The organism is Pseudomonas sp. FP603, from assembly GCF_030687415.1.
Taxonomy (GTDB): Bacteria; Pseudomonadota; Gammaproteobacteria; order Pseudomonadales; family Pseudomonadaceae; genus Aquipseudomonas; species Aquipseudomonas wuhanensis.
This window is the reverse complement of record NZ_CP117431.1, coordinates 1,874,642-1,895,990: the sequence shown is the minus strand read 5'-3', so window position 1 is coordinate 1,895,990 and position 21,349 is coordinate 1,874,642. Positions and strand designations below refer to the sequence as shown.

At 55.7% G+C, this 21,349-nt stretch carries 18 protein-coding genes; 3 read left to right on the top strand and 15 right to left on the bottom strand.

Annotation, left to right across the window (positions count from 1 at the left end):
• Nucleotides 1-20: 20 nt before the first annotated feature.
• The 3 genes from kdpB to kdpF are packed head-to-tail and all read right to left on the bottom strand — an operon-like array spanning nt 21 to nt 3,881.
• Entirely contained in the window at nt 21-2,078 is a 2,058-nt protein-coding gene (kdpB, locus tag PSH65_RS08685) for a potassium-transporting ATPase subunit KdpB (RefSeq protein ID WP_305425833.1), read from the bottom strand.
• 10 nt (nt 2,079-2,088) lie between these two features.
• Nucleotides 2,089-3,783, bottom strand: coding sequence for a potassium-transporting ATPase subunit KdpA (kdpA, locus tag PSH65_RS08680; protein ID WP_305425832.1), 1,695 nt, complete (start codon nt 3,781-3,783; stop codon nt 2,089-2,091).
• Between the two features lie 8 nt (nt 3,784-3,791).
• Nucleotides 3,792-3,881, bottom strand: coding sequence for a K(+)-transporting ATPase subunit F (gene kdpF / locus PSH65_RS08675; protein ID WP_007899818.1), 90 nt, complete (start codon nt 3,879-3,881; stop codon nt 3,792-3,794).
• 402 nt (nt 3,882-4,283) lie between these two features.
• Here kdpF and eat point away from each other — a divergent pair, with 402 nt between their 5' ends.
• Both eat and PSH65_RS08665 read left to right on the top strand, forming a co-directional pair.
• Nucleotides 4,284-5,648 (top strand): ethanolamine permease, encoded by a 1,365-nt coding sequence (gene eat / locus PSH65_RS08670; RefSeq protein WP_305425831.1) that lies wholly within the window; start codon nt 4,284-4,286, stop codon nt 5,646-5,648.
• Nucleotides 5,649-5,776: 128 nt separating this feature from the next.
• Nucleotides 5,777-5,944, top strand: coding sequence for a DUF2897 family protein (locus PSH65_RS08665; protein WP_008006000.1), 168 nt, complete (start codon nt 5,777-5,779; stop codon nt 5,942-5,944).
• Between the two features lie 45 nt (nt 5,945-5,989).
• Here the strand turns inward: PSH65_RS08665 and PSH65_RS08660 are convergent, their stop codons facing one another.
• The 6 genes from PSH65_RS08660 to PSH65_RS08635 all read right to left on the bottom strand — a co-directional run bounded on the left by PSH65_RS08660 (nt 5,990) and on the right by PSH65_RS08635 (nt 12,337).
• A complete protein-coding gene (locus tag PSH65_RS08660) occupies nt 5,990-6,841 on the bottom strand; it encodes a DUF1989 domain-containing protein (protein ID WP_305425830.1) in 852 nt (283 codons plus the stop codon).
• Between the two features lie 15 nt (nt 6,842-6,856).
• Nucleotides 6,857-7,510, bottom strand: a complete 654-nt coding sequence (locus PSH65_RS08655) for a GntR family transcriptional regulator (RefSeq protein ID WP_305425829.1) — start codon at nt 7,508-7,510, stop codon at nt 6,857-6,859.
• Between the two features lie 74 nt (nt 7,511-7,584).
• Nucleotides 7,585-8,859 carry a beta-ketoacyl-ACP synthase II gene (gene fabF, locus PSH65_RS08650; RefSeq protein WP_305425828.1) on the bottom strand — a complete coding sequence of 425 codons (1,275 nt, stop codon included), beginning with the start codon at nt 8,857-8,859 and terminating at the stop codon, nt 7,585-7,587.
• A 32-nt stretch (nt 8,860-8,891) separates the two neighbouring features.
• On the bottom strand, nt 8,892-9,686 hold the full coding sequence (locus tag PSH65_RS08645) for an SDR family oxidoreductase (RefSeq protein ID WP_305425827.1): 795 nt from the start codon (nt 9,684-9,686) through the stop codon (nt 8,892-8,894).
• 208 nt (nt 9,687-9,894) lie between these two features.
• On the bottom strand, nt 9,895-10,230 hold the full coding sequence (locus PSH65_RS08640) for a helix-hairpin-helix domain-containing protein (RefSeq protein ID WP_048395905.1): 336 nt from the start codon (nt 10,228-10,230) through the stop codon (nt 9,895-9,897).
• Between the two features lie 112 nt (nt 10,231-10,342).
• Entirely contained in the window at nt 10,343-12,337 is a 1,995-nt protein-coding gene (locus PSH65_RS08635) for a nucleoside-diphosphate sugar epimerase/dehydratase (RefSeq protein WP_305425825.1), read from the bottom strand.
• A gap of 298 nt (nt 12,338-12,635) precedes the next feature.
• Here PSH65_RS08635 and PSH65_RS08630 point away from each other — a divergent pair, with 298 nt between their 5' ends.
• On the top strand, nt 12,636-13,631 hold the full coding sequence (locus PSH65_RS08630) for a glycosyltransferase family 2 protein (RefSeq protein ID WP_305425824.1): 996 nt from the start codon (nt 12,636-12,638) through the stop codon (nt 13,629-13,631).
• Between the two features lie 58 nt (nt 13,632-13,689).
• Here PSH65_RS08630 and PSH65_RS08625 read toward each other — a convergent pair whose 3' ends face one another.
• The 6 genes from PSH65_RS08625 to PSH65_RS08600 all read right to left on the bottom strand — a co-directional run bounded on the left by PSH65_RS08625 (nt 13,690) and on the right by PSH65_RS08600 (nt 21,339).
• The gene (locus PSH65_RS08625; protein ID WP_305425823.1) at nt 13,690-14,610 is read right to left on the bottom strand and encodes a glycosyltransferase; all 921 of its coding nucleotides are present in this window, start codon (nt 14,608-14,610) and stop codon (nt 13,690-13,692) included.
• Nucleotides 14,607-15,800 (bottom strand): ABC transporter ATP-binding protein, encoded by a 1,194-nt coding sequence (locus PSH65_RS08620; RefSeq protein WP_305425822.1) that lies wholly within the window; start codon nt 15,798-15,800, stop codon nt 14,607-14,609. Before PSH65_RS08620 ends, PSH65_RS08625 begins: the two co-directional genes overlap by 4 nt.
• Nucleotides 15,800-16,591, bottom strand: a complete 792-nt coding sequence (locus PSH65_RS08615; protein WP_305425821.1) for an ABC transporter permease — start codon at nt 16,589-16,591, stop codon at nt 15,800-15,802. Before PSH65_RS08615 ends, PSH65_RS08620 begins: the two co-directional genes overlap by 1 nt.
• 15 nt (nt 16,592-16,606) lie before the next feature.
• On the bottom strand, nt 16,607-18,634 hold the full coding sequence (locus PSH65_RS08610; RefSeq protein WP_305425820.1) for a hypothetical protein: 2,028 nt from the start codon (nt 18,632-18,634) through the stop codon (nt 16,607-16,609).
• A gap of 97 nt (nt 18,635-18,731) precedes the next feature.
• Nucleotides 18,732-19,964, bottom strand: coding sequence for a hypothetical protein (locus PSH65_RS08605; RefSeq protein WP_305425819.1), 1,233 nt, complete (start codon nt 19,962-19,964; stop codon nt 18,732-18,734).
• A complete protein-coding gene (locus PSH65_RS08600) occupies nt 19,939-21,339 on the bottom strand; it encodes an MBOAT family protein (protein ID WP_305425818.1) in 1,401 nt (466 codons plus the stop codon). The genes PSH65_RS08605 and PSH65_RS08600 overlap by 26 nt, the downstream gene beginning before the upstream one ends.
• Between the last annotated feature and the right edge of the window lie 10 nt (nt 21,340-21,349).

Below are 21,349 nucleotides of genomic sequence, written 5' to 3'. Positions count from 1 at the left end.
CAACTGGCGCACCGCGCAAGTCAAACCAAATGCAACACCGTCAACAGCATGTCGATCGCCTTGATGCCCACGAACGGCACCAGTATCCCGCCCAGCCCATAGATCAGCAGATTGCGTCGCAGCAACGCCGCCGCGCTCACCGCCTGCACCCGCACGCCGCGCAGCGCCAACGGAATCAGGACCACAATGATCAAGGCGTTGAACACGATCGCCGACAGAATCGCGCTCTGCGGACTGCTCAGGTGCATGACGTTGAGCACACCCAATTGCGGGTAGATCGAGGCAAACAGCGCCGGCAAGATCGCGAAGTACTTGGCCACGTCGTTGGCGATGGAAAAGGTGGTCAGCGCACCGCGGGTCACCAGCAATTCCTTGCCGATTTGCACCACGTCCAGCAGCTTGGTGGGGTCGCTGTCGAGGTCGACCATATTTGCCGCTTCCCGCGCCGCTTGTGTGCCGTCGTTCATCGCCATGCCCACGTCCGCCTGGGCCAGGGCCGGGGCGTCGTTGGCACCGTCGCCGCACATGGCGACCAGCCGACCGTCGTTCTGCTCGTGACGAATGCGCGCCAGTTTCTTCTCCGGCGTGGCTTCGGCCAGCACGTCATCCACGCCTGCTTCCGCAGCAATCGCAGCAGCGGTCAGCGGGTTGTCGCCCGTGACCATGACCGTGCGAATCCCCAGTTTGCGCAGCTCAGCGAAACGTTCGCGGATGCCGGGTTTGACCACGTCCTTCAGATGAATCACACCGAGCAATTTGCCGTCAGCGCACACCAGCAAAGGCGTGCCGCCACTCTGAGCGATCTTGTCGATTTCCCGGGACAGAGGCGCTGCCAGATCGGCGCGCTTCAGGCCAACGAAGGTCAGCAGCGAATCCACCGCGCCTTTGCGGTAGACCCGGCCCTGATAGTCGACACCAGACAGGCGGGTTTCAGCGCTGAACGGCACGGCGGTCAGCACCTCGGCGGACGGCTCCGGTTGTGGGTGAAGACCGCGCAGGTACTCGACGATGGATTTGCCTTCCGCGGTGTCATCCGCCAGCGAAGCGAACAACGCACCTTCGGCTAGCTCTTTGGCGGTGACACCAGGTGCGGCATAGATCGCGGAGCAGCGACGGTTGCCGAAGGTGATGGTGCCGGTCTTGTCCAGCAACAGGACGTGCACGTCCCCCGCCGCTTCCACGGCGCGACCGGACTTGGCGATCACGTTCAGGCGCACCAGACGGTCCATCCCGGCGATACCGATGGCCGACAACAAGCCACCAATGGTGGTCGGAATCAGCGTGACCAATAACGCCACCAGAAACACCAGCGGCAGGCTGCCATTGGCGAAGTGAGCGAACGGTTGCAGGGTCACAACTACCAGCAGGAAGATCAGGGTCAAGCCGATCAGCAGGATATCCAGCGCTACTTCGTTCGGGGTTTTCTGGCGTTTGGCGCCTTCGACCAAGGCGATCATGCGGTCGAGCGTCGACTCGCCAGGGTTGGCGGTGATGCGCACCAGCAGCCAGTCGGACACCAGTCGGGTATTGCCGGTGACAGCCGAACGGTCACCGCCAGATTCGCGAATCACCGGCGCCGATTCACCGGTAATCGCCGCTTCGTTGACCGCCGCGATACCTTCGATCACCTCGCCGTCACCGGGAATCATCTCCCCCGCTTCGACGCGTACCACATCGTCCTTGCGCAGGCTGGTCGCCGGCACGATCTGAAAGCTGCCATTGGCGTTTTTACGCCGGGCACTCAAGCCTTCGCTGCCGGCCTTGAGGCTATCGGCGCGGGCCTTGCCGCGACCTTCGGCCAGCGCTTCGGCGAAGTTGGCGAACAACACGGTGAACCACAGCCACAACGCGATTTGCGCGGCGACGAAAGTCGGCACGGCGTTGTCGGGAATGAAGCACAGCACGGTGGTCAAAATCGCGGTCAGTTCCACCACCAGCATCACCGGCGCACGTTGCAATTGCCGTGGGTCGAGCTTGACGAAGGCTTGCACCAGCGCCGGACGCCAGAGGGCCGAAATCGCGGTTTTCGGTTGTTCCGGCGCCTTGACGACGGCGGCTTTCGTTGCGGGCATATTCATCATCGACTCCTTAGAAGCCCAGGCTCAGGTGTTCAGCGATAGGACCCAACGCCAGGGTCGGCAAGAAGGTCAAACCACCCACCAGCAAAATGGTCACGGTCAACAGGGTGACGAACAGTGGGCCGTGGGTCGGGAAACTGTTCTGGCCAATCGGCGCGGTTTTCTTCATCGCCAGGCTGCCGGCCAGGGCCAGTACCGGGAGGATGTAGCCGAAGCGCCCGATCAACATGCCCAGGCCCAGCATCAGGTTGTGGAACGCGGTGTTCGCACCGAAGCCGCCGAACGCCGAACCGTTGTTGGCACTGGCCGAGGTATAGGCATAAAGCAACTGACTGAAACCGTGAGCACCGGGGTTACTCACCGCCGCGACCGGGCCTGGCAGGCTGGCGGCAATCGCACCCAGCACCAGCACGCCCACCGGCATCACCAGCAAGGTCACCACCAGCAGCTGAACTTCCCGGGCTTGCAGTTTCTTGCCGAGGTATTCCGGAGTGCGGCCGATCATCAGCCCGGCGAGGAACACCGCAATCAGCACGTTGAGCAACATGCCGTAGAGCCCGGCACCGACGCCGCCGAAGATCACTTCGCCGACCATCATGTTGATCATCGCGACCATGCCGCTCAGCGGGTTGAGGCTGTCGTGCATGCCGTTGACCGAACCGTTTGACGCCGCAGTGGTAGTCACCGACCACAACACTGTAGCGGTGGTGCCGAAACGCGCTTCCTTGCCTTCCAGCGGTGCAGTCTGTTCGACGGCGACGTTGGCCAGGGTCGGATTGGGTTGGTATTCAGCCCACAGCGACGTCGCGCCGCCGATCAAAAACAGCGCCAGCATGCAGGCGATGATCGCGCGGCTCTGACGCAGGTCTTTCACGTAATGGCCGAAGGTGAACACCAGTGCCACCGGGATCAGAATGATCGAGGCGACTTCGAACAGGTTGCTCCAGGCCGTCGGGTTCTCGAACGGATGCGCCGAGTTGACGCCGAAGAAGCCACCGCCGTTGGTGCCCAGTTGTTTGATCGCAATCTGGCTGGCGGCCGGGCCGAGCGGGATCACCTGATCGACGCCTTGCATGGTCACGGCGTTCACGTAGTGGGCGAAGGTTTGTGGCACGCCCTGCCAGACCAGAAACAGCGCCAGCAACAGGCACAACGGCAACAGGCCGTAGAGGGTGGCGCGGGTCATGTCGACCCAGAAGTTGCCCAGGGTTTTGGTGGATTTGCGACCGATGCCGCGACACAGCGCAACCAACACAGCAAGCCCGGTGGCGGCGCTGACGAAGTTCTGCACGGTGAGGCCGACCATCTGACTCAAGTAGCTGAGGGTCGCTTCGCCGCTGTAGGACTGCCAGTTGGTATTGGTCATGAAGCTGACGGCGGTATTGAACGCTTGCGTCCACTCCTGCCCCGGCAGGTTTTGCGGATTCAACGGCAAGTGATCCTGAAACAGCAGGATCGCAAACAGCAGCAAAAAACCCGCGAGGTTGAAGGCAAGCAAGGCCAGGGTGTATTTCTGCCAGCTCTGTTCGGCTTGCGGATCGACGCCGGCCACCCGATAGCAACCACGCTCCACCGGCCCGAGAATCGGCGAAAGCCAGGTGCGCTGCCCTTCCATCACCTTGTAGTAGAAGCGCCCCAGAAACGGTGCCGGGATCAGCACCACGGCGAAGAAGGCGAGGATCAGCCAATAGTCATAACTGTGCATAGCCGCTCCTAGTTCCGGTCCGCGCGCAACAGCGCAACCAACAGATAAATGAACAGCCCCACTGCCAATAGCAGTGACACCCCGTCCAGAACGCTCATGGAAGTTCTCCGTGTTACGGCGTATTGCCGCGTGTGGGGTGATTGTCTGCAGGGAGGCTGTAAAGGCGCGAGATCGAGGGGTGGGGCGGGGAATAAAGAATGCGTAAAGAGTGGGGTTATGGCTTTGTTACAGTGGTGCCCGGGCGGGCCTCATCGCGGGCAAGCCCGCTCCCACAATGGAATGCGTTTGCCCGGGAATCGCAAAAACCTGTGGGAGCGGGCTTGCCCGCGAAGGCGGCAGAACAGACAACAACGCTCCCAACTGGCGCACAAAAAGCACTCATCCAGCCGCGAACATCCCCGATACGACAGCTTTCAGCGCTTTACGACGCCCACCTGCAAAATGGCACGCCCGCTGCAAACGCCCTCCCCGAGTTTTCCAAACCGTTCAGGGAGCAACGCATGAACACACAACTCAAACCCACGCTGGGCACTCTGCACCTGTGGGGTATCGCGGTCGGGCTGGTGATTTCCGGTGAATACTTCGGCTGGAGTTACGGCTGGGGCGTTGCCGGAACACTTGGCTTTCTGGTGACGTCCTTCATGGTCGCCACGATGTACACCTGCTTCATATTCAGTTTCACCGAACTGACCACCGCAATTCCCCATGCCGGCGGTCCCTTTGCCTACAGCCGCCGTGCCTTTGGTGAAAAAGGTGGATTGATTGCCGGGCTGGCAACCCTGATCGAATTCGTCTTCGCCCCACCGGCGATTGCCCTGGCGATCGGTGCCTACCTGAACGTGCAATTTCCGGCCCTCGACCCGAAACACGCGGCGGTCGGTGCCTACATCGTGTTTATGGGCCTGAACATTCTCGGCGTGAAACTCGCCGCGACCTTCGAGCTGGTGGTCTGCGTATTGGCAGTCGCCGAATTGCTGGTGTTCATGGGCGTGGTCGCCCCGGCATTCAGCTTCAGCAACTTCGCCCTCAACGGCTGGGCCGGTTCTGATGTGTTCGGTGCGCCGGCGATTGCCGGCATGTTCGCGGCCATTCCATTTGCCATCTGGTTCTTCCTGGCCATCGAAGGCGCGGCCATGGCCGCCGAAGAAGCCAAGGACCCGAAACGCACGATTCCCAAGGCCTACATCAGCGGCATCCTGACCCTGGTACTGCTGGCCATGGGCGTGATGTTCTTCGCAGGCGGCGTCGGCGACTGGCGCACCCTGTCGAACATCAACGATCCGCTGCCGCAAGCCATGAAAGCCGTGGTCGGCGAAAGCTCTGGCTGGTTGCACATGCTGGTGTGGATCGGCCTGTTCGGCTTGGTGGCGAGTTTCCACGGGATCATCCTCGGCTACTCGCGGCAGTTCTTCGCCCTCGCCCGTGCCGGTTACCTGCCGGCATCCCTGGCCAAACTGTCGCGTTTCCAGACTCCGCACCGGGCGATCATCGCCGGTGGCGTGATCGGCATCGCGGCGATCTACAGCGACGGCTTGATCAACCTCGGCGGCATGACGCTGACGGCGGCGATGATCACCATGGCGGTATTCGGCGCGATCGTGATGTACATCATGAGCATGCTCAGCCTTTTCAAACTGCGCAAAACCGAGCCAAATCTGGAACGCACCTTCCGCGCGCCTTGCTACCCATTAGTGCCATTCATTGCGCTGCTGCTGGCGGTGGTTTGCCTGGTGGCGATGGCCTGGTTCAATGCCTTGATCGGGTTGATCTTCCTCGGCTTCATGGCAGCGGGTTTTGTGTACTTCATGCTGACGGCGCAGTTGCGGGCCGATGCGCCGGCGGATGCGATGTTGACCGGGCTCTAAACAGCCGCAGTGCTGCTGTCAGATCAGGCATAGAATGGAACCACTGCGAAATCCCATCGCTCAAAAGTGGTATGCAGGATCGGCTGGCGAAACGCTCGCCCACCGGCCTGCCCTTAAGGAGAACTCCTATGCCTTGGTATGCCTGGTTAATTCTGATCGTTGCCATCGGCTCGATCGTTGGCGGTTTGATGATGCTGCGCGACACCGCTAACAAGGTCGAATTGACTGAAGAGCAACGTAAGCGCGTCGCCGAACGTAATGCGGAAGCGGATGCCAAGGATGCGCAGGACCGCTAAAACAAAAACCCTGTCATTCTCATTGAATGACAGGGTTTTGCGTTTCTACTTTTCCCAATCGGCCTTGGCGATGTGCAAGCCATGCAACCCTTTGTAAGCCGCGCGCTCCGGCTGGCTCCAGCCCTCAAGCAACGAATCCTCCAACCGGTAAATCTCCACTCCCAGCGGGCGACACACGCTCAAAGGATCCTGCGCGTCCGGTCCCCACATGGCGAGCGACAGGTCGCCACCCGGGCAGGTCGATAGCGCACACAGCAAATCAATCTCGGCAAAGAACTCCAGGTAATCGCCCTTCTGCGCCGGGCAGGCTTTCATGAAGTACAGGTCGTCGTGGTTCAGGCCAGTGCACTGGAAAATGTTCAGCACGTCATGCACGTCAAACTCGGTCAGGCCATGGGGTAATACGGCTCGAGTCAAATTCGAGTGGCAGTGATGATGGAAGTCCTCGCCCGTAAGCATTTTGTTCACATACGGATCGCAGCGCGTCCCCAGCAAATCGTGCAAACGCCCGCCATGTTCGTCGATGCCGTATCCGGCCAGGCTATCGTCGGTGATGGTCACCAGCGGTCGTAAGAAAGGCAGATTCGACCAAAGCCGGTCATGGGTGCTGACATGGGCACCCTGCAACTGCCGAGTTCGCGCCGCCCACAAGCGCTCACGCGGATCGTGGGCATTCCAGACATTGAAGTCCCCGACTTGCGGGCCGACCGGGGTCGTGACCCTGAACACATGCCCGGCCGGCACATTCCACGCGCGGCCGGTGCGGATCGGCACTTCAAACTGCTCGATCAGCGTGCGCCCCTCCTTTTTATCCCGGACTCTCTCGTAGAAAGCCGTGTCTACCTGCAAGGCCGAGCCTTTGCTGACTTGATAGGCCGCCGGATAGTCTTTGTACATGGCACAAATCCTCGATCAGTGATGGGAAGAAGGAGCAAGCATCTGCAACAGGAGGTGTTCGGAGTCGTCGAGATAAAGGCTCATGGCGTCGCCGGCCGCGCGCTTATCGCCGTCGGTCAACAAGTCATGTATCTGCCGATCACGCGCCAGCCAGGGCGCCTGAAAACGTGATTCATCGGGAGCGGTGCAAAACACCAGGCGCAGTTGCGCGACGACGTTGGTGAAGAACTCATCGAACAATGGACTGCGCAGCAATCCGACGATGTGTTGATGAAATGCCAGGCTGTGGGTACCGACGGCGCGCCAGTCCTCACGCTCCCGGGCCAGCTCGGTGGCCTCCAAAGCTTCGAGCATCCGGTCGGATTGATACTCACGCAATGGCTGACTGGCGCTGATGGCTTGCAGTTCCAGGGTGCGACGGACCTTGAACAGATCACGCACATCATCAACCCCCAACCTGCGCACCATTACACCCTTGTTGCGGACATAACGGGTCAACCCTTCTTGCCCCAAACGGTGCAACGCCTCGCGAATGGTGTTTCGCGAGGCGTTGTAAGCCGACACCAGATCGTTTTCCACCAACGCCATGCCGGGCAGCAAACGACCGCCGATGATGTCAGCGCGTAACTCCAATGTGATGTGGTCGGCCAGGGACAGTCCGCTGTTCATACTCAGTGCCTCATGATTGTTCAACAATCGTCAGCGAATGAGTAATCACTATTCGTGCCATTACCTGTCGTGAATTAGTCCTCCCAGTATTTGAACAACACGCTGGCGTTCACGCCGCCAAATCCGAAGCCGTTGGACATCGCGTAGTCGATGTTCATTGGCCGCGCCTGACCGTGAACGATGTCCACGCCTTCGGCCGCCGGATCCGGGTTATCGAAGTTGAGCGTGGCTGGCACCACCTGATCGCGGAGCGCCAACAGCGTAAAGATCGCCTCGATCCCGCCTGCGGCGCCGAGCAAATGCCCGGTCGCGGACTTGGTCGACGTTACCGCGATCTTGTTGTCCGAGCCGAACAACGACTTGATGGCCGCCAATTCCCCAAGATCGCCAACCGGTGTTGAAGTCGCATGAGCATTGAGATGCTGCACCTGTGCCGGCGAAATGCCCGCCTGAGCCAACGCCAGCGACATCGCCCGACGCGCACCGCTGCCATCTTCAGGCCCCGCGGTCAGGTGATAGGCGTCGGCGCTGGTGCCGTAACCGACCAACTCGGCCAACGGCTGAGCGCCGCGCGCCAGGGCATGTTCCAGGGATTCGATCACCAGAAGACCTGAGCCCTCGCCCATCACAAAGCCATCGCGACCACTGTCGAACGGTCGCGAGGCGCGCTCCGGGGTGTCGTTGTAACCGCTGGACAAGGCCCGAGCTGCCGCGAACCCGGCCAGGCTGACCCGATCGATCGCCGCCTCCGCACCGCCGCACACTGCGATATCCGCCTCGCCACATCGAATCAACCGCGCCGCGTCACCAATCGCCTGAACCCCAGCCGCGCACGCTGTTACCGGAGCCCCCAAAGGGCCCTTGAAACCGTGCTCGATCGACACATGGCCCGCGGCAAGATTGACCAGAAACGAAGGAATGGTGAACGGCGACAAACGTCGCGGGCCACGGTTATCGGTGGTGCGCACCGCATCGGCAATCGCGCCGAAACCACCCACGCCCGAGCCAATAATGGTGGCAGTACGCTCCTGGGCGTTGGCGTCCTGCGGTTGCCAACCGGCCTGCTCCAGGGCCTGACGCGCCGCCTCCATGGCAAACATAATGAAGCGGTCCATCTTCTTCTGCTCTTTGGGCGCCGTCGCTCGATCCGGATCAAAACCCGCCTCGGGATCTTCCGCCAGAGTCTGCACCGCGCCACCGACCTTGGCCGGCAGATCGGCAACCACTTCGTCCGGCAATGCCCGCAACCCGGAGCGCCCGGCCAACAGACGCGCCCAAACCGCTTCAACGCCACTACCCAACGGCGACACCAGGCCCATGCCTGTAACCACCACTCGACGATTACTCATAGTGCAAATACCTCAAACCGATTCATGACGCCTCACTTGTAACGCGTGGCGGCCGTGCTTCTGGACAGATTCGGCGCCATCGCATGACGCGCCGCTACATAGGACTCCCACTCAGAGAGATTCGGCAAGGAAGGAATGGTGATCAATTCACCCTGATCCAGACCCGACAATGCCGCGTCGACCATCTCCCCCGCTTCCATGACCATGTCCGCCGGAATCTGGGTCGCATCGATACCGGAACGCTCCCAGATTTCAGTGCGTGTTACGCCTGGCAACACCGCTTGAACCTGGACCCCGGTTCCCTCCAGTTCGGCGTTCAACGACTGAGTCAGGCTCAACACATAAGCCTTGCTCGCGCTGTACGTCGCGTTGAATCGCTCCGGAAACAACGCCACCACGGATGCAATGTTAATGATCGTCCCGCGACCGGCCTTGGAAAACCCGGCCGCCGCTGCCGAGGCCAGCCGCGTCACCGTGGTGACGTTCAGCTGAATCAACCGCTCCAGCTGATCCATATCCGCGTTGGCGAGCAAACCATCCGCCGCGACACCGGCGTTGTTCAGCAACAGGCTGATACTCGAATCGCTGCGCAGACGCTGCTCAAGCTTCAATACATCATCCTTTTGCGTCAGATCCGCCTTGAGCACTTCCACCTGAACGCCATGCGCGGCGCGCAACTTGCTCGCTGCTGCCTCCAGCCGATCTAGATCACGAGCCGCCAGCAACAAATCAAAACCACGCGCCGCCAACCGCTCCGCGTAAACCGCGCCGATGCCGGAAGATGCGCCGGTGACAAGGGCCGTACCTTGGGTCTGGACAGAATTCATGACAATACTCCTGGAGGATGCTTGAGGAAGGCGAGCGCCTAAAAATCAGGGCGCTTCAGCGAATGACGAATTTATTATAGGCATAATTTAAGCGCCATATGATAGCCGTAATTTTTTGTCCTCCGATGAAAGGCGTCAGATCACCCCATCTGCAGCAATATGCAAAAAGGCCGGTCAATGACCGGCCTCTTGGTGTGGATTTACAAGCTTAGTTCACTTCCAGCTTCTCGCGATTCTTGTCCAGAATGGCTTTGCCGATCCCTTTCACTTCCAGCAATTCGTCAACGGACGAAAACGGCCCATTACTCTCACGATACGCAACAATCGCCTTGGCCTTCGCTTCACCAATCCCGGACAACTCGCGCTGCAGAGTCGGCGCATCGGCTCCATTGAGATCGACCTTACCGGTTTGAGCCTTGGCGGCAACGTCCAGCATCAAGGGTGCCTTGGCAGCCTCCGGCGCCGCTGCCGGCGCAGCAATGGCCGCGATAGAGGCGCTAGTGAGCAGGGCAAAAACCAGAGAGTAGAAATAGCCAGTACGCATAAATGAAGCTCCATGACATCGATTGAGAAAGCAGCTTTTCCGAAGCTGCTCCCTAAACTTAGGCGATGTGATGGAGCTGTCAAAAATGTGTCCGTTACAGGATGTGAAACAATCAGGGCTCGAGACGGCGTTGCTGGTGGATCCAGTCGACGATCTCGCCGTCGGGGGTGTAGCCGCTGACCGTTTCGCGCAGGAGCTGACGCACGCGGGAGTAATCGTCCTCCTCGACCGCGAGCAACAACTCAGTCAAACGCCCTTTGAGCACGTCCCATGGCAAATGATCTTCGTTGGCGGTCATGATCATCGGATGTGGCGTCGCAGCGACGTTATCCCCGATCAGCAACTCTTCGTAGAGCTTCTCGCCCGGGCGCAACCCCGTGAACTCAATGGAAATGTCACCGTGCAGGTTCTTTTCCGAGCGGATGCTCAAACCGGACAGGTGAATCATCTTCTCCGCCAGCTCGATGATCTTCACCGGCTCCCCCATGTCCAGCACGAACACATCACCGCCCTGCCCCATGGAACCGGCCTGGATCACCAGTTGGGCGGCTTCGGGAATGGTCATGAAGTAACGGGTGATCTTCGGGTGCGTGACCGTCAACGGCCCACCGGATTTGATTTGGCTGTGGAACAACGGAATCACCGAACCGGACGACCCAAGCACATTGCCAAAACGAACCATGGTGAAACGGGTTTTGTTGACCCGGGATACATTGGCCTTGTCGCCAAACAATACCGGGGCGACTTCACGACTGAGTGCCTGAAGGGTCAACTCCGCCAGACGCTTGGTGCTGCCCATGATGTTGGTCGGACGAACCGCTTTATCGGTGGAGATCAACACAAAGTTGGCCACACCCGACTGCAAGGCAGCCTGAGCGGTGTTCAACGTGCCAATGACGTTGTTCAGCACACCTTCGGCAATGTTGTGCTCGACCATCGGCACATGTTTATAAGCGGCTGCGTGATAAACGGTATCTACGCGCCAGGTCTTCATCACATCAAGCAGTTTGTGCGGATGACGAATGGAGCCGAGGATGGGCAGCAACTTGACCGTTACCGACTCACGGCAGGCGCGTTGCTCCAATTCCGACAGGATGCTGTAGAGGTTGAACTCACTGTGCTCAAACAGCAGAAGCGTGGTCGGGCCAAGGGAGAAAATCTGCCGGCACAGCTCAGAACCGATCGACCCGCCAGCGCCAGTGACCATCACGGTCTTGCCTTTGATACAGCGCTCAAGCAAATCAGCCTGGGCTGGCACGGCATCACGGCCCAGCAAGTCAGCGATATCGACTTCCTGAATGTCTTCAACCTTGACCCGGCCGCTGGCCAGATCGGTGAAGTTCGGAACACTTCGTACGTGAAGCGGATAGCCTTCCAGCAGATTGAGAATTTCCCGGCGTCGTGCGCGGGTGGATGACGGTAGGGCCAGGAGAATTTCCTGGGCGCCGGTGACGTCGATCATCTGCTGGATGTGTTTGGGTTTGTAGACCTGAAGGCCTGAGATAGAGCGATCGGAGATGCTGGGGTCGTCGTCGATGAATGCCACGGGGCGCATCACCCGTCCCATGCGCAATGCAGCAACCAACTGATTGCCTGCCACGCCTGCGCCGTAGATGGCGACTTTGGTCAGGCCGTCATCGCGACTGGTGAACGGTACGTGCTGGGCGGCGGTGAACCAGTCGCCCATGAAGTATTGGCGCATGCACAGGCGCAGGCCGCCGATGATGACGAGGCTTAGCCACCAGTAGTTGAAAATGATGGAGCGTGGGACGACGGCTTGGTGGTTGCTGTACCAGAAAACGACCACAGCTAAAACGAGCGCAGAAAGGCTGACCGCCTTGATAATGGCTATCAACGCATCGTTGCCAAAGTAGCGCATGACTGCCCGATACATACCAAATCGAATGAATAGAGGAATCGCAATCACTGGTGCGCAGAGAAACAACCACAGGTGAGCCCTCAAAGGCTCAAGCAAATCGTCTATACCCAATCGAACCACGAACGAACCCCACAGCGAGATCCAGACCAGGAACACGTCCATGATCACCTGAATCAGGCGCTTTCTCTGGCGAGGCATTCCCAAAAGGAATATCCGCAGTTTGTCCATTCCCCTTCCTTCCATTTTTGATCTCAGTTAGTCCAAACCATGCAGGGATCGCACCACAGTCACAGAACAATTCCTTCGACAAGCGAAGCAGGCACCGAGGGTCCGGGCACGCTTCAGTATTCACTCTAGTCGCTAGTAAAGCGTAAAAAAGTAGAGATTAAACCTTCCAGACAGATAAAATGCACGCGTTGTGCGCATTCCCGACGGCCGCTCTATCATCCGAAATGATGTCAAGTGGATATCAGTCTTTTTTTAACATATTAAGAATGCAATTTTTAAACTCAAGATGCGAGGACGCATGGACCAGCAACCGCCCCTGTCCGGTAGATCAGACGCTGAGCTATTCGTCGAAACCTCAAGGAATTCACCGACGCCCCCTGAAGTAGCAATACTTCTGTGTACGTTTAACGGCTACGCATTTCTCAAAGAACAAATTGATTCCTTCATTGCCCAGACACATCAAAAGTGGACGCTATACATTTCGGATGATGGTTCTACCGATGGGACTCTTGCACTGCTTGAAAATTACCAGGATCTGATCAACGCACAACGCATACAAGTGTTCAGCGGTCCGCGTGCAGGCTTTGCTGAAAACTTCATGTCGCTGGTAAGAAACGAGAATATAAAAGCGGATTTTTTTGCATTCAGTGATCAGGACGATATCTGGTTCGATAACAAGCTGGAAAGAAGTATCCGACAATTGCAGTCGTTACCCGCCGATCTGCCGGCCCTATATTGTTCGCGAACTCGCCTTATCGACGAAAACCGCAGAATTATTGGTTTTTCACCTGACTTCAAACGAGCCCCGGTCTTCCAGAATGCGCTGATCCAAAGCATTGCCGGCGCCAATACCATGCTCCTCAATGGCGTAGCACGGGACCTCTTGAACAAGACCCCACACGCCATGACCATTGTCGCGCACGACTGGCTTACCTATCTCTTAACGACGGCCTGTGGCGGAAACGTAATCTACGACTCAGAACCGACGCTGGACTACCGCCAGCACGGTGGCAATGTCATCGGTGCCAATTCCGGCTTCAAAGAACGCATGATACGTATCGGTAAGTTGATCGACGGACGCTTCAGCCGCTGGAGTGATTCAAATGTGCAGATTCTTGAATTGCTTGAAGGGGAGCTAACACCCCTGAACCGGCAGATATTGAATGACTTCAAACAAGGACGTCAAAGCTCGATCTTCAAGAGGTTTCGCCTCATGAAAAAATCAGGTGTTTATCGCCAGACTCTGGCAGGTAACATCAGCCTCATTCTGGCCATCTGCCTGAACAAGATTTAGGTCGGCGCAGCGGGCACCGATACAAGGTGCCCTTTTCAAAAAGTGATACTGGCTCCGGTCACAGTTTTTTAATGAGATATTGGCACAGTCGTACGTAATACAGCGTGCGGGTTCTGAGTCGACCCAGCCATTTCTTGCCCAACTTGTGATAAGGCGCCTGAAACGCAAAATCACGAATCACCGCAGTGACACTCAACTCAGACGTATGATCTATGCCAGAGTCGATCTGGGCTAACAGCGTTGGCCTTACATGACGCTGGTCAACCTCCCTCGCGACCTCGGCACGGCTAATAAAGCCGCTTTCGATAGCTCTTCTAAGGCACGCCATCCAGACATGACCGTTTGGATTCTCGAGAGAGACCCAAGGTTGAGTGTTCATGTCGGTGTAATGCAGCAATGACGTCTGCCCAGCCGAGTAGTGCTCCAGAGAGTTCCATGTCACTGGCACCGAGTAGCCGATTTTCTTTGCAACGCTCATTTCGAACATCAATGTGCGGTATTCAAGCGCCCCACTGTCCAGATCAGCGACAATATCTTCTATCTTCCAGTTTAATCGCTCGCAGTCCAACACCATGACGCTGAATTGCGAGCGGCGGCCTTGAGTGCCGCTCTCTACCGTCAACAGGTGATTGTCAAAAAACGACTGGTTCCAAAGCCCTTCAATGTCATCAAAGACTTGCATGTCGGCGTCCATATAAATGGCTCGCCCTTTGAACTGACACAACTCCGGGATGAGGAACCGCTGAAAGGAAAACGGTGTACGGGCCCGGTTTTCCAGGCACTTAGGCTGAGGGATTGGTCGCTGATGGCTATAAATCGCCGACAGTTCGACCGGCAGCGAAGACCGCTCTCTGATCGAAAATTCCAGCACTCGCATTGGCAGCCATTCAGCCGGGGTGGCGGCTACAAAGACGCGGACCGGCGTCAGAACAGTGTTTCTAGCCATTTCCGTTGGATGATCGTCGGTCTGCAGGTTCATACCTGGGGCCCTCCAAACCGCCAGTCAGCAAGCTTCTGTACAGGCACGGCATTCAAGTATTCTCCACTGACCCTGAATGCAACACTTTCTGACAAGGACAGGTGACTGACCCCATCCGGGCTCATTACCTGGATGGACAAGGAATAGGGGCCAGGGGCCAACTCTGCGCCGCCCAACTGAGCGACCAGCCGACTGGCAGCGTCAGGCCAACTCAAGTTACAACGAGCTGAGTTCCAATCCATGAGAACACCTTGCGAACTGTCTCTTAAAAATACACAGACCTGAGCATTGGCAGGCAGCCTGGAAACATCGATATCCAGAGCCATTTGCGCGCCATAAGGGATAGTCTGTCCCGAAGGCAGTACGCTTCCATCAATCAACAAGTCAAATGACACCAGTTCCGGATTCAACACGTGACCGCGTTTCTTCTCGCTTTGGTCACCCAACTTGTCCTGGTAGATGGAAATGGCTTGTTGTATGCCGCCATCAAAAATGACCCGGCCCTTCTCAAGAAAGAAACCGCGATCGCACATGCGTGCAACTTGTCCGATGGAATGAGAGACAAACAACACCGCAGCATTCCTTGCCAGCTCATTGACTCGTTCATAACACTGCAGCCGAAATGAAAGATCACCCACCGCGAGCACTTCATCGATGATCAGGATGTCGGGCTCAATGACCGTGGAGGCAGCAAATCCCAGACGGGATTTCATCCCCGAGCTGTAAAATTGCACAGGGGAATCGAAAAACTCATTGAGCCCGGCGAAATCCTGAACAGCGCTAATGTAGTGTTTGAGCTCTTTGCCGGATTTCCCCATAAGCTGACCACGTACAGATACGTTGTCCCTGCCCGTCATGGAAGGCACAAATCCGGCACTCATTTCGAGCAGGAATCCGATTTCCCCTTTGCGAGAAATCTTGCCGCGGTCGGCAACGAGCTTTCCCGCTATGCACTTGAGTAACGTGCTCTTTCCTGCGCCGTTATGTCCCAATACTCCAAGTACTTCGCCTCTGCGCAACGAAACATTGATATCCCGCAGAGCCCAAAACTCAGAGTCGCGCAATTCAGTGGATGCTGCGCCTCGTGACAACGCCCCCCGCAGCAAGTCTTTAGATGCATATTTGACGGATGATTTCAGATCCCTGGAATACTTCTTCCACAAACCGTCGATTTCAAGCAAAGCACTCATCAGTTACCCATCCGTTCAAGAAGAATTGGCACCTGACGACTCAAGGACTTGATCAGCCAACACAGTACCAGAAGCGAAACCCCCATCGCGATCAACATCGGGAGCATATAAACAGACGCCTCACCGTGCAGGGATCGGGAGATGACCGCCAGAGGAGAGGCAATAGGGTTGAAAACATTCACCCAAAACAACGCGCCACTTTTTTGCTCAAGGGCCGCATAAAAAATGGGGGAAATCAGAATCATCGGCAAGCTGATTGAACTGAGGCCTTTACGCACATCGGCGTATAGTACAGCCCAGGGCGCCAACAGCAGGCCGAGCATGGTAGCCGATATCAACAAGGCAATCAGACTGCAGAAAAACCAAAGCCATGACGAGATATCCGTGGGCAACGTAAGCCCGAGTACAGGAACAGCAATCAGGATCAGTACCACTCTGATAACCAGCGCGATAACGCCCTCAAACGCAACGGCCAGCACGAAAGGAACGGGCCCCACATTCATGCCCTTGAGCAAACCACGATTGCGTCGAATGAATTCGGAAGTTTCCTGAACCATATGCATCCAGCACTGAAACAGTGTGATCCCGGCAAAGGCACGCAATACATCCCAGCTTCCTTCCACCGTGTGGGTGGCTTCACCGTTGAGTTGACGTTTTACAAAGATATAACAGCCGGCGTAAAGCATCGGGATGATTAGCGTCCAAGCATAACCCAATGCATGCTGCTTTATTTGCATGACAATACTGCGACGTGCCAGGGCTAAACTTGAGTTGATAATACTTGCGATCATAGTGACGATCTATCCTCAGCGCACAACAAATTGTGAAATTATCGAAAGAACTTGCGCTGCAATTTCATCCAGTCGGGCCTTTGACGCTTCCGGTTGAGACATATCCACCGCATAGCATTCAAGAAACCAATCTACAAAATTCTTGTATCTTACTTCCAACTCAGCTGCGGTACTGTTCTGAACATAACCCCAAGCCTCATCCAAAGTGGCCGGCGTCGCGTTGAATGTAACACAGTCGTACTCGACGCGACCGAAAGTGACAACGGGCTTGACTTGCAGCAGCGCCTCAAAACCCACGCCACTGTTAATGGTATAAACCGCAGTAGCATGCGCGATCAAATCCTGAACATTGGCTTCGCTGTAAAAAATGTACGTATCATCGACCATTTTCTCGAAAGGCTTCATGCTCTTCATGTTTGCAGGATGAGGCTTCAGCACCACAGTGACGCCATTTTCCTTCGCCCATTCCACCAACGACTCAACAAGCACTTGTTCCGAAAAATCGGAGAACAATTGAATCGATTGATCTGTAGGAATCTGCAGAGGAAAAAAAATATAGGGGCGCAGAGTGCGACGGGGGAACCAGCGGCCACCGATATCAAATGGTAACAAACCTTCATCAATCAACTGTCTCTTCGACTTGGCAGTTTGCTGGGCAAACTTGCTAGCCAAGCGACCATCCACAAGACGCGCTCGATATTCGTTAAAAGACGTTTGTGCCTTATCAGAGTTGATATTTCGTGCAACGGGATACACGCTGGACGCTGCACTCCATCCCCGCCCATCGACAACAAAAGCCCATCGAAAGAACTCTTGCATGTAAAACAACACCGGAGTCTTGCCATCCAAAAAGTTCAGGTGACATCGATGGGGAACAAACGCGAGAGCAGCGCCATCCGCGTCAATTCTTTCACGATCGATTTCCCAGCCTGGCAACTCGATAACATTGACGGTCAGACCGGCACGCTCAAGCGCATTAGCCATGCGCACGGCAAATTCCTTCCAGCGCAAACGCAAATCGATAACGTCATCACTGACCACGGGAAACTGGGTTGACGTTGCCGGCATCCTCTTCCAGGGAAGGTCGAGTCTGGGAATGTAAAAGGCAATAGTCCGGGTGGACGCTTCCAGGTTCAGGGACCGATTACTAAGGCTCTGGAGGTACTTCCCTTCTACTGCCGTGGCTATCCGTGAACGAATCCATTCATTGGCAAGTGAGTTGTCTACAGTAAAAAACTCTTCAGCCAGATGATGGCTAATGGTACGTTTTTGCGCGTCGTCGCATAGCAGGTTCTGAAGCAGAAAAAAACGCAAGTCATAAAGTTTGAGACCGCCTTTGCCGGCCCAGAGAATGCTGGAAGTGGAAAATGTCCAATCGGCATATTTACGCTTCAAATTGTAAAACTTGAGCTGATCGGCATATGCGTTCATCTGCCTGAAAAACAACCTTTGATCGACGAACCATTCTAGAGAGCGCTCAACAACGCCCTTGTCGATTTCGCTGGAGACTTCTCTCAGCAACCGAATAATCCCTTCCGAAGGAGCCAGCCAGATAGACCCCGTAGCAATAGCCAAATGCTCTGGCTGATCCTCGGTCAGGTTTCGCCGAACAATAATGACGTCGGCGTCTGTTTTGTTCGAAAAATCAAAATCAAACGGATTAACCACCAACGAATCAGCATCAATACTGAACACAGGAACAGAAAATACAGACAGAATATTGGAAAGTTGCAGAAAGCGGGCACTGGCGTAATAAGCGCGCTGCTGATCTATATTCAGAGCTGAAAGATCAATGGTTTCGAATGATACGCTGAGTCGTGTCGACACCAAACAGCCAGACAGGATTCCGATACGGCTCACAGTGTCCGCACCGGGATTGATGACGTGTAAAAAGAAGGTAGCACCTGGAGAATACAGATCTACACTTTTGATCAAAGAGATGGCATAACCGAGATAACCCGCGTCACAGGCAGAAAACAGTAAAAGGGGCTCATCACCGCTTACTTCCGGAGCGATGAACCACTGCACAGTCCGATTAACCATTCTCACAACACCTTGCCAAAACACATTTTAAAAATCCAATACAATATAGCATCGAATACTCACCACAATTTCTCCACGCCTGAACCATGGCGAGCCTCTACTTTTTGCACACATTCAGACGTTCGTTGTCACGCTCCAAAGCAGACCGCTCCAGCACAGGATAGAGATCATGCTGCTGTTCAAACCGATTGGCACCGGCCTCTAGCGCCAACAAAAGTAAACCGCTGCCGACACACGCGTCCATATGGTCTTCGTCACTGAACAGACTCCAGTCTTTCATGTAATCCAATTCCGGTTTATCGAGATCGATAAAGGGAATCTGATATTTCGTGGAAACGCGCAACAGGTCGTCAACGTGCTGTTGAAGGCCATACTTGACCTGAAATGCATAGAGATCCGAGCGTACTGGCGGTTGAAACAACACGATCTGGATACCATGATCACGTCCCCACAAGGCAAACATGTCAAACAAACCATCCCACGGGGCGTTGCTCGAAATATCCCTCAGGCGTTGAACCTTGATGTTGTCATTGGTCACTTCAGGCAGCATTTCGGCCTTTTCGGTCAGGGCCTTGAATTGCCCCTTTTTCTCACCGTTTGCCTCAAGTTTTCCAAGCAAAGGATCAGCTTGGACAGGCATTGATTCCTGTGACCTCGGCAACAAGGACGAGAATCGAAACTCACTTCTGTGCCAACGCATCTCCGGCTTCCAGCTTGCCATTGACGCGTTGGTCAGCTTGGCCGCCTCAGCAAACACCTGCTGGCAACCTGGCACATCACTTGAGCACAAGGGCGCCAGGGTTTTAAACAACGGGAGGTACTTAAGATGGTCAGGCTCGACAACCAACCTGCCGGGACGTCGCAGCAAAAAAGAAGCTTCGACGTAAACCCGCTTCAAATTTGGAAACTTCAAGCGCAAGATTTCTGCCTGAAGCAACAATCCATAAGTAATTTCGTTGTACGTATTTCCGGCCCCCACGACCGCATCCGGCACACCGAACTTGCTGGGGCGCAGCACCTTACTGCGTGAAGTACCGACGTAGCCAGAGGTCACCTCAGCCGGATCGGGGTACTTGCCAAACAAGGCAACGTTCTGAATCAGCAACTGATTACCCAGTTCCCGCCCCGATATCGTCATGTTCGGCAACGCCGTCATCAACGCCGAAGCACTTTGCATGACATCCGGTTGTTTGAGGGATTCACGATAACGAACGGCAACTTCCAGGCCAATAAACCCAATGACCACCAATACAGCCGTCAGTACGTATAACTTGAGCAGACTGGATCGCGTCAACCTCAAGCTTTTAGAATTGAAAGTATATGAAGTCATTACCGTCTACATAATAGATGTAAGAGAAAAGAACCAACGAGGCAAAGCCGAATGCCGCCTGCCAGGGAAAGGCGTTCGTAATATCATGCTGATAGGTCGTGCGGTGAACAAACCATTGCAATGGCAGGTAAAGAAGCAGCAACTCGAAAAACAATGGCGCGAGCTTCGTTTGAGCCCAGCCCGAGGCGGGAACAACGATGCGCTCGAGCATCATCATTGCGTCACCCGCATTGGCTGCACGGAAAAATATCCACGCGACAAAAACCACCGTCATGGTCAACAACCACGCAACCGGTACCCATTGCAGCACTCGCTTCAACGACAAGGGCAAACCGCTATTCTCGAACCAGCGATTAATGGCCAGCGCACCACCGTGCAAACCACCCCAGATGATGAAATTCCAGCTGGCGCCATGCCACAATCCACCCAGCAACATAGTCAGGATCAGGTTTCGTTGAATTTTCCATTTGGCCTGGGTGCGCGAGCCACCTAGCGCAATGTAAAGGTAATCTCTCAACCAGTTGCTCAGGGTGATGTGCCAACGGCGCCAGAAGTCCTTGATGGACAGCGATGAATAGGGGGCATTGAAGTTGTAAGGCAGCACATAACCGAAAAGCAACGCCGCTCCCAAGGCCATGAGCGAGTAGCCCCAGAAGTCGCACAGGATCTGTACGCCAAACCCGATAACCGCGAAAAGATTGTCAAGCCCGGAGTACTGGTCTGGCGCCTTGAATATGACGTTGATAAAGGGAGCTATCCCGTCAGCGATCCCGCACTTGAGTGCTAGGCCGGCGATAAAATAGTAGAGGCCGTTGTAGCAATGAGCGCCATCCAGTCGTTGCTTCACGTGTATCTGAGGCATGAACTGGCTTGCCCGACAGATAGGGCCGGCGATGAGGTGTGGAAAAAACAACACGAAGATGGCGAAAACGACCGGGTTCTTCTCGTGCTTGAATTTTCTCTGGTAGACATCGACCTGATAGGAAATCAATTCGAAAACATAGAACGAAATGCCGAGCGGCAGGATCACCTTCAGCAAACCTATTTCAAACGAAGGGTCCTTGAGTCTGGCGACGTACTCAATATTCTCCAGAAAGAAATTCATGTACTTGAAGTAACACAGCAATGCGAGATTCAGCACACACGAAAGAATCAGCCAACCACGCGTTTTGGTGGCCGAGACCTTGCCGGCAATAAGCCAGTTGACGGCGATAACCCCCAGCAACATGAAGCCGAACTCTTTGCTCCAACTCATGTAGAAATACAAGCTGGACAGCAGCACGATCCATTGCCTGCCGCGCAATGATGGGCACAACCAGTAGAAAGCCAGGGTGATCCCCAGCAAAATTACATATTCCATAGAGTTGAATAACATCGCCACCAAT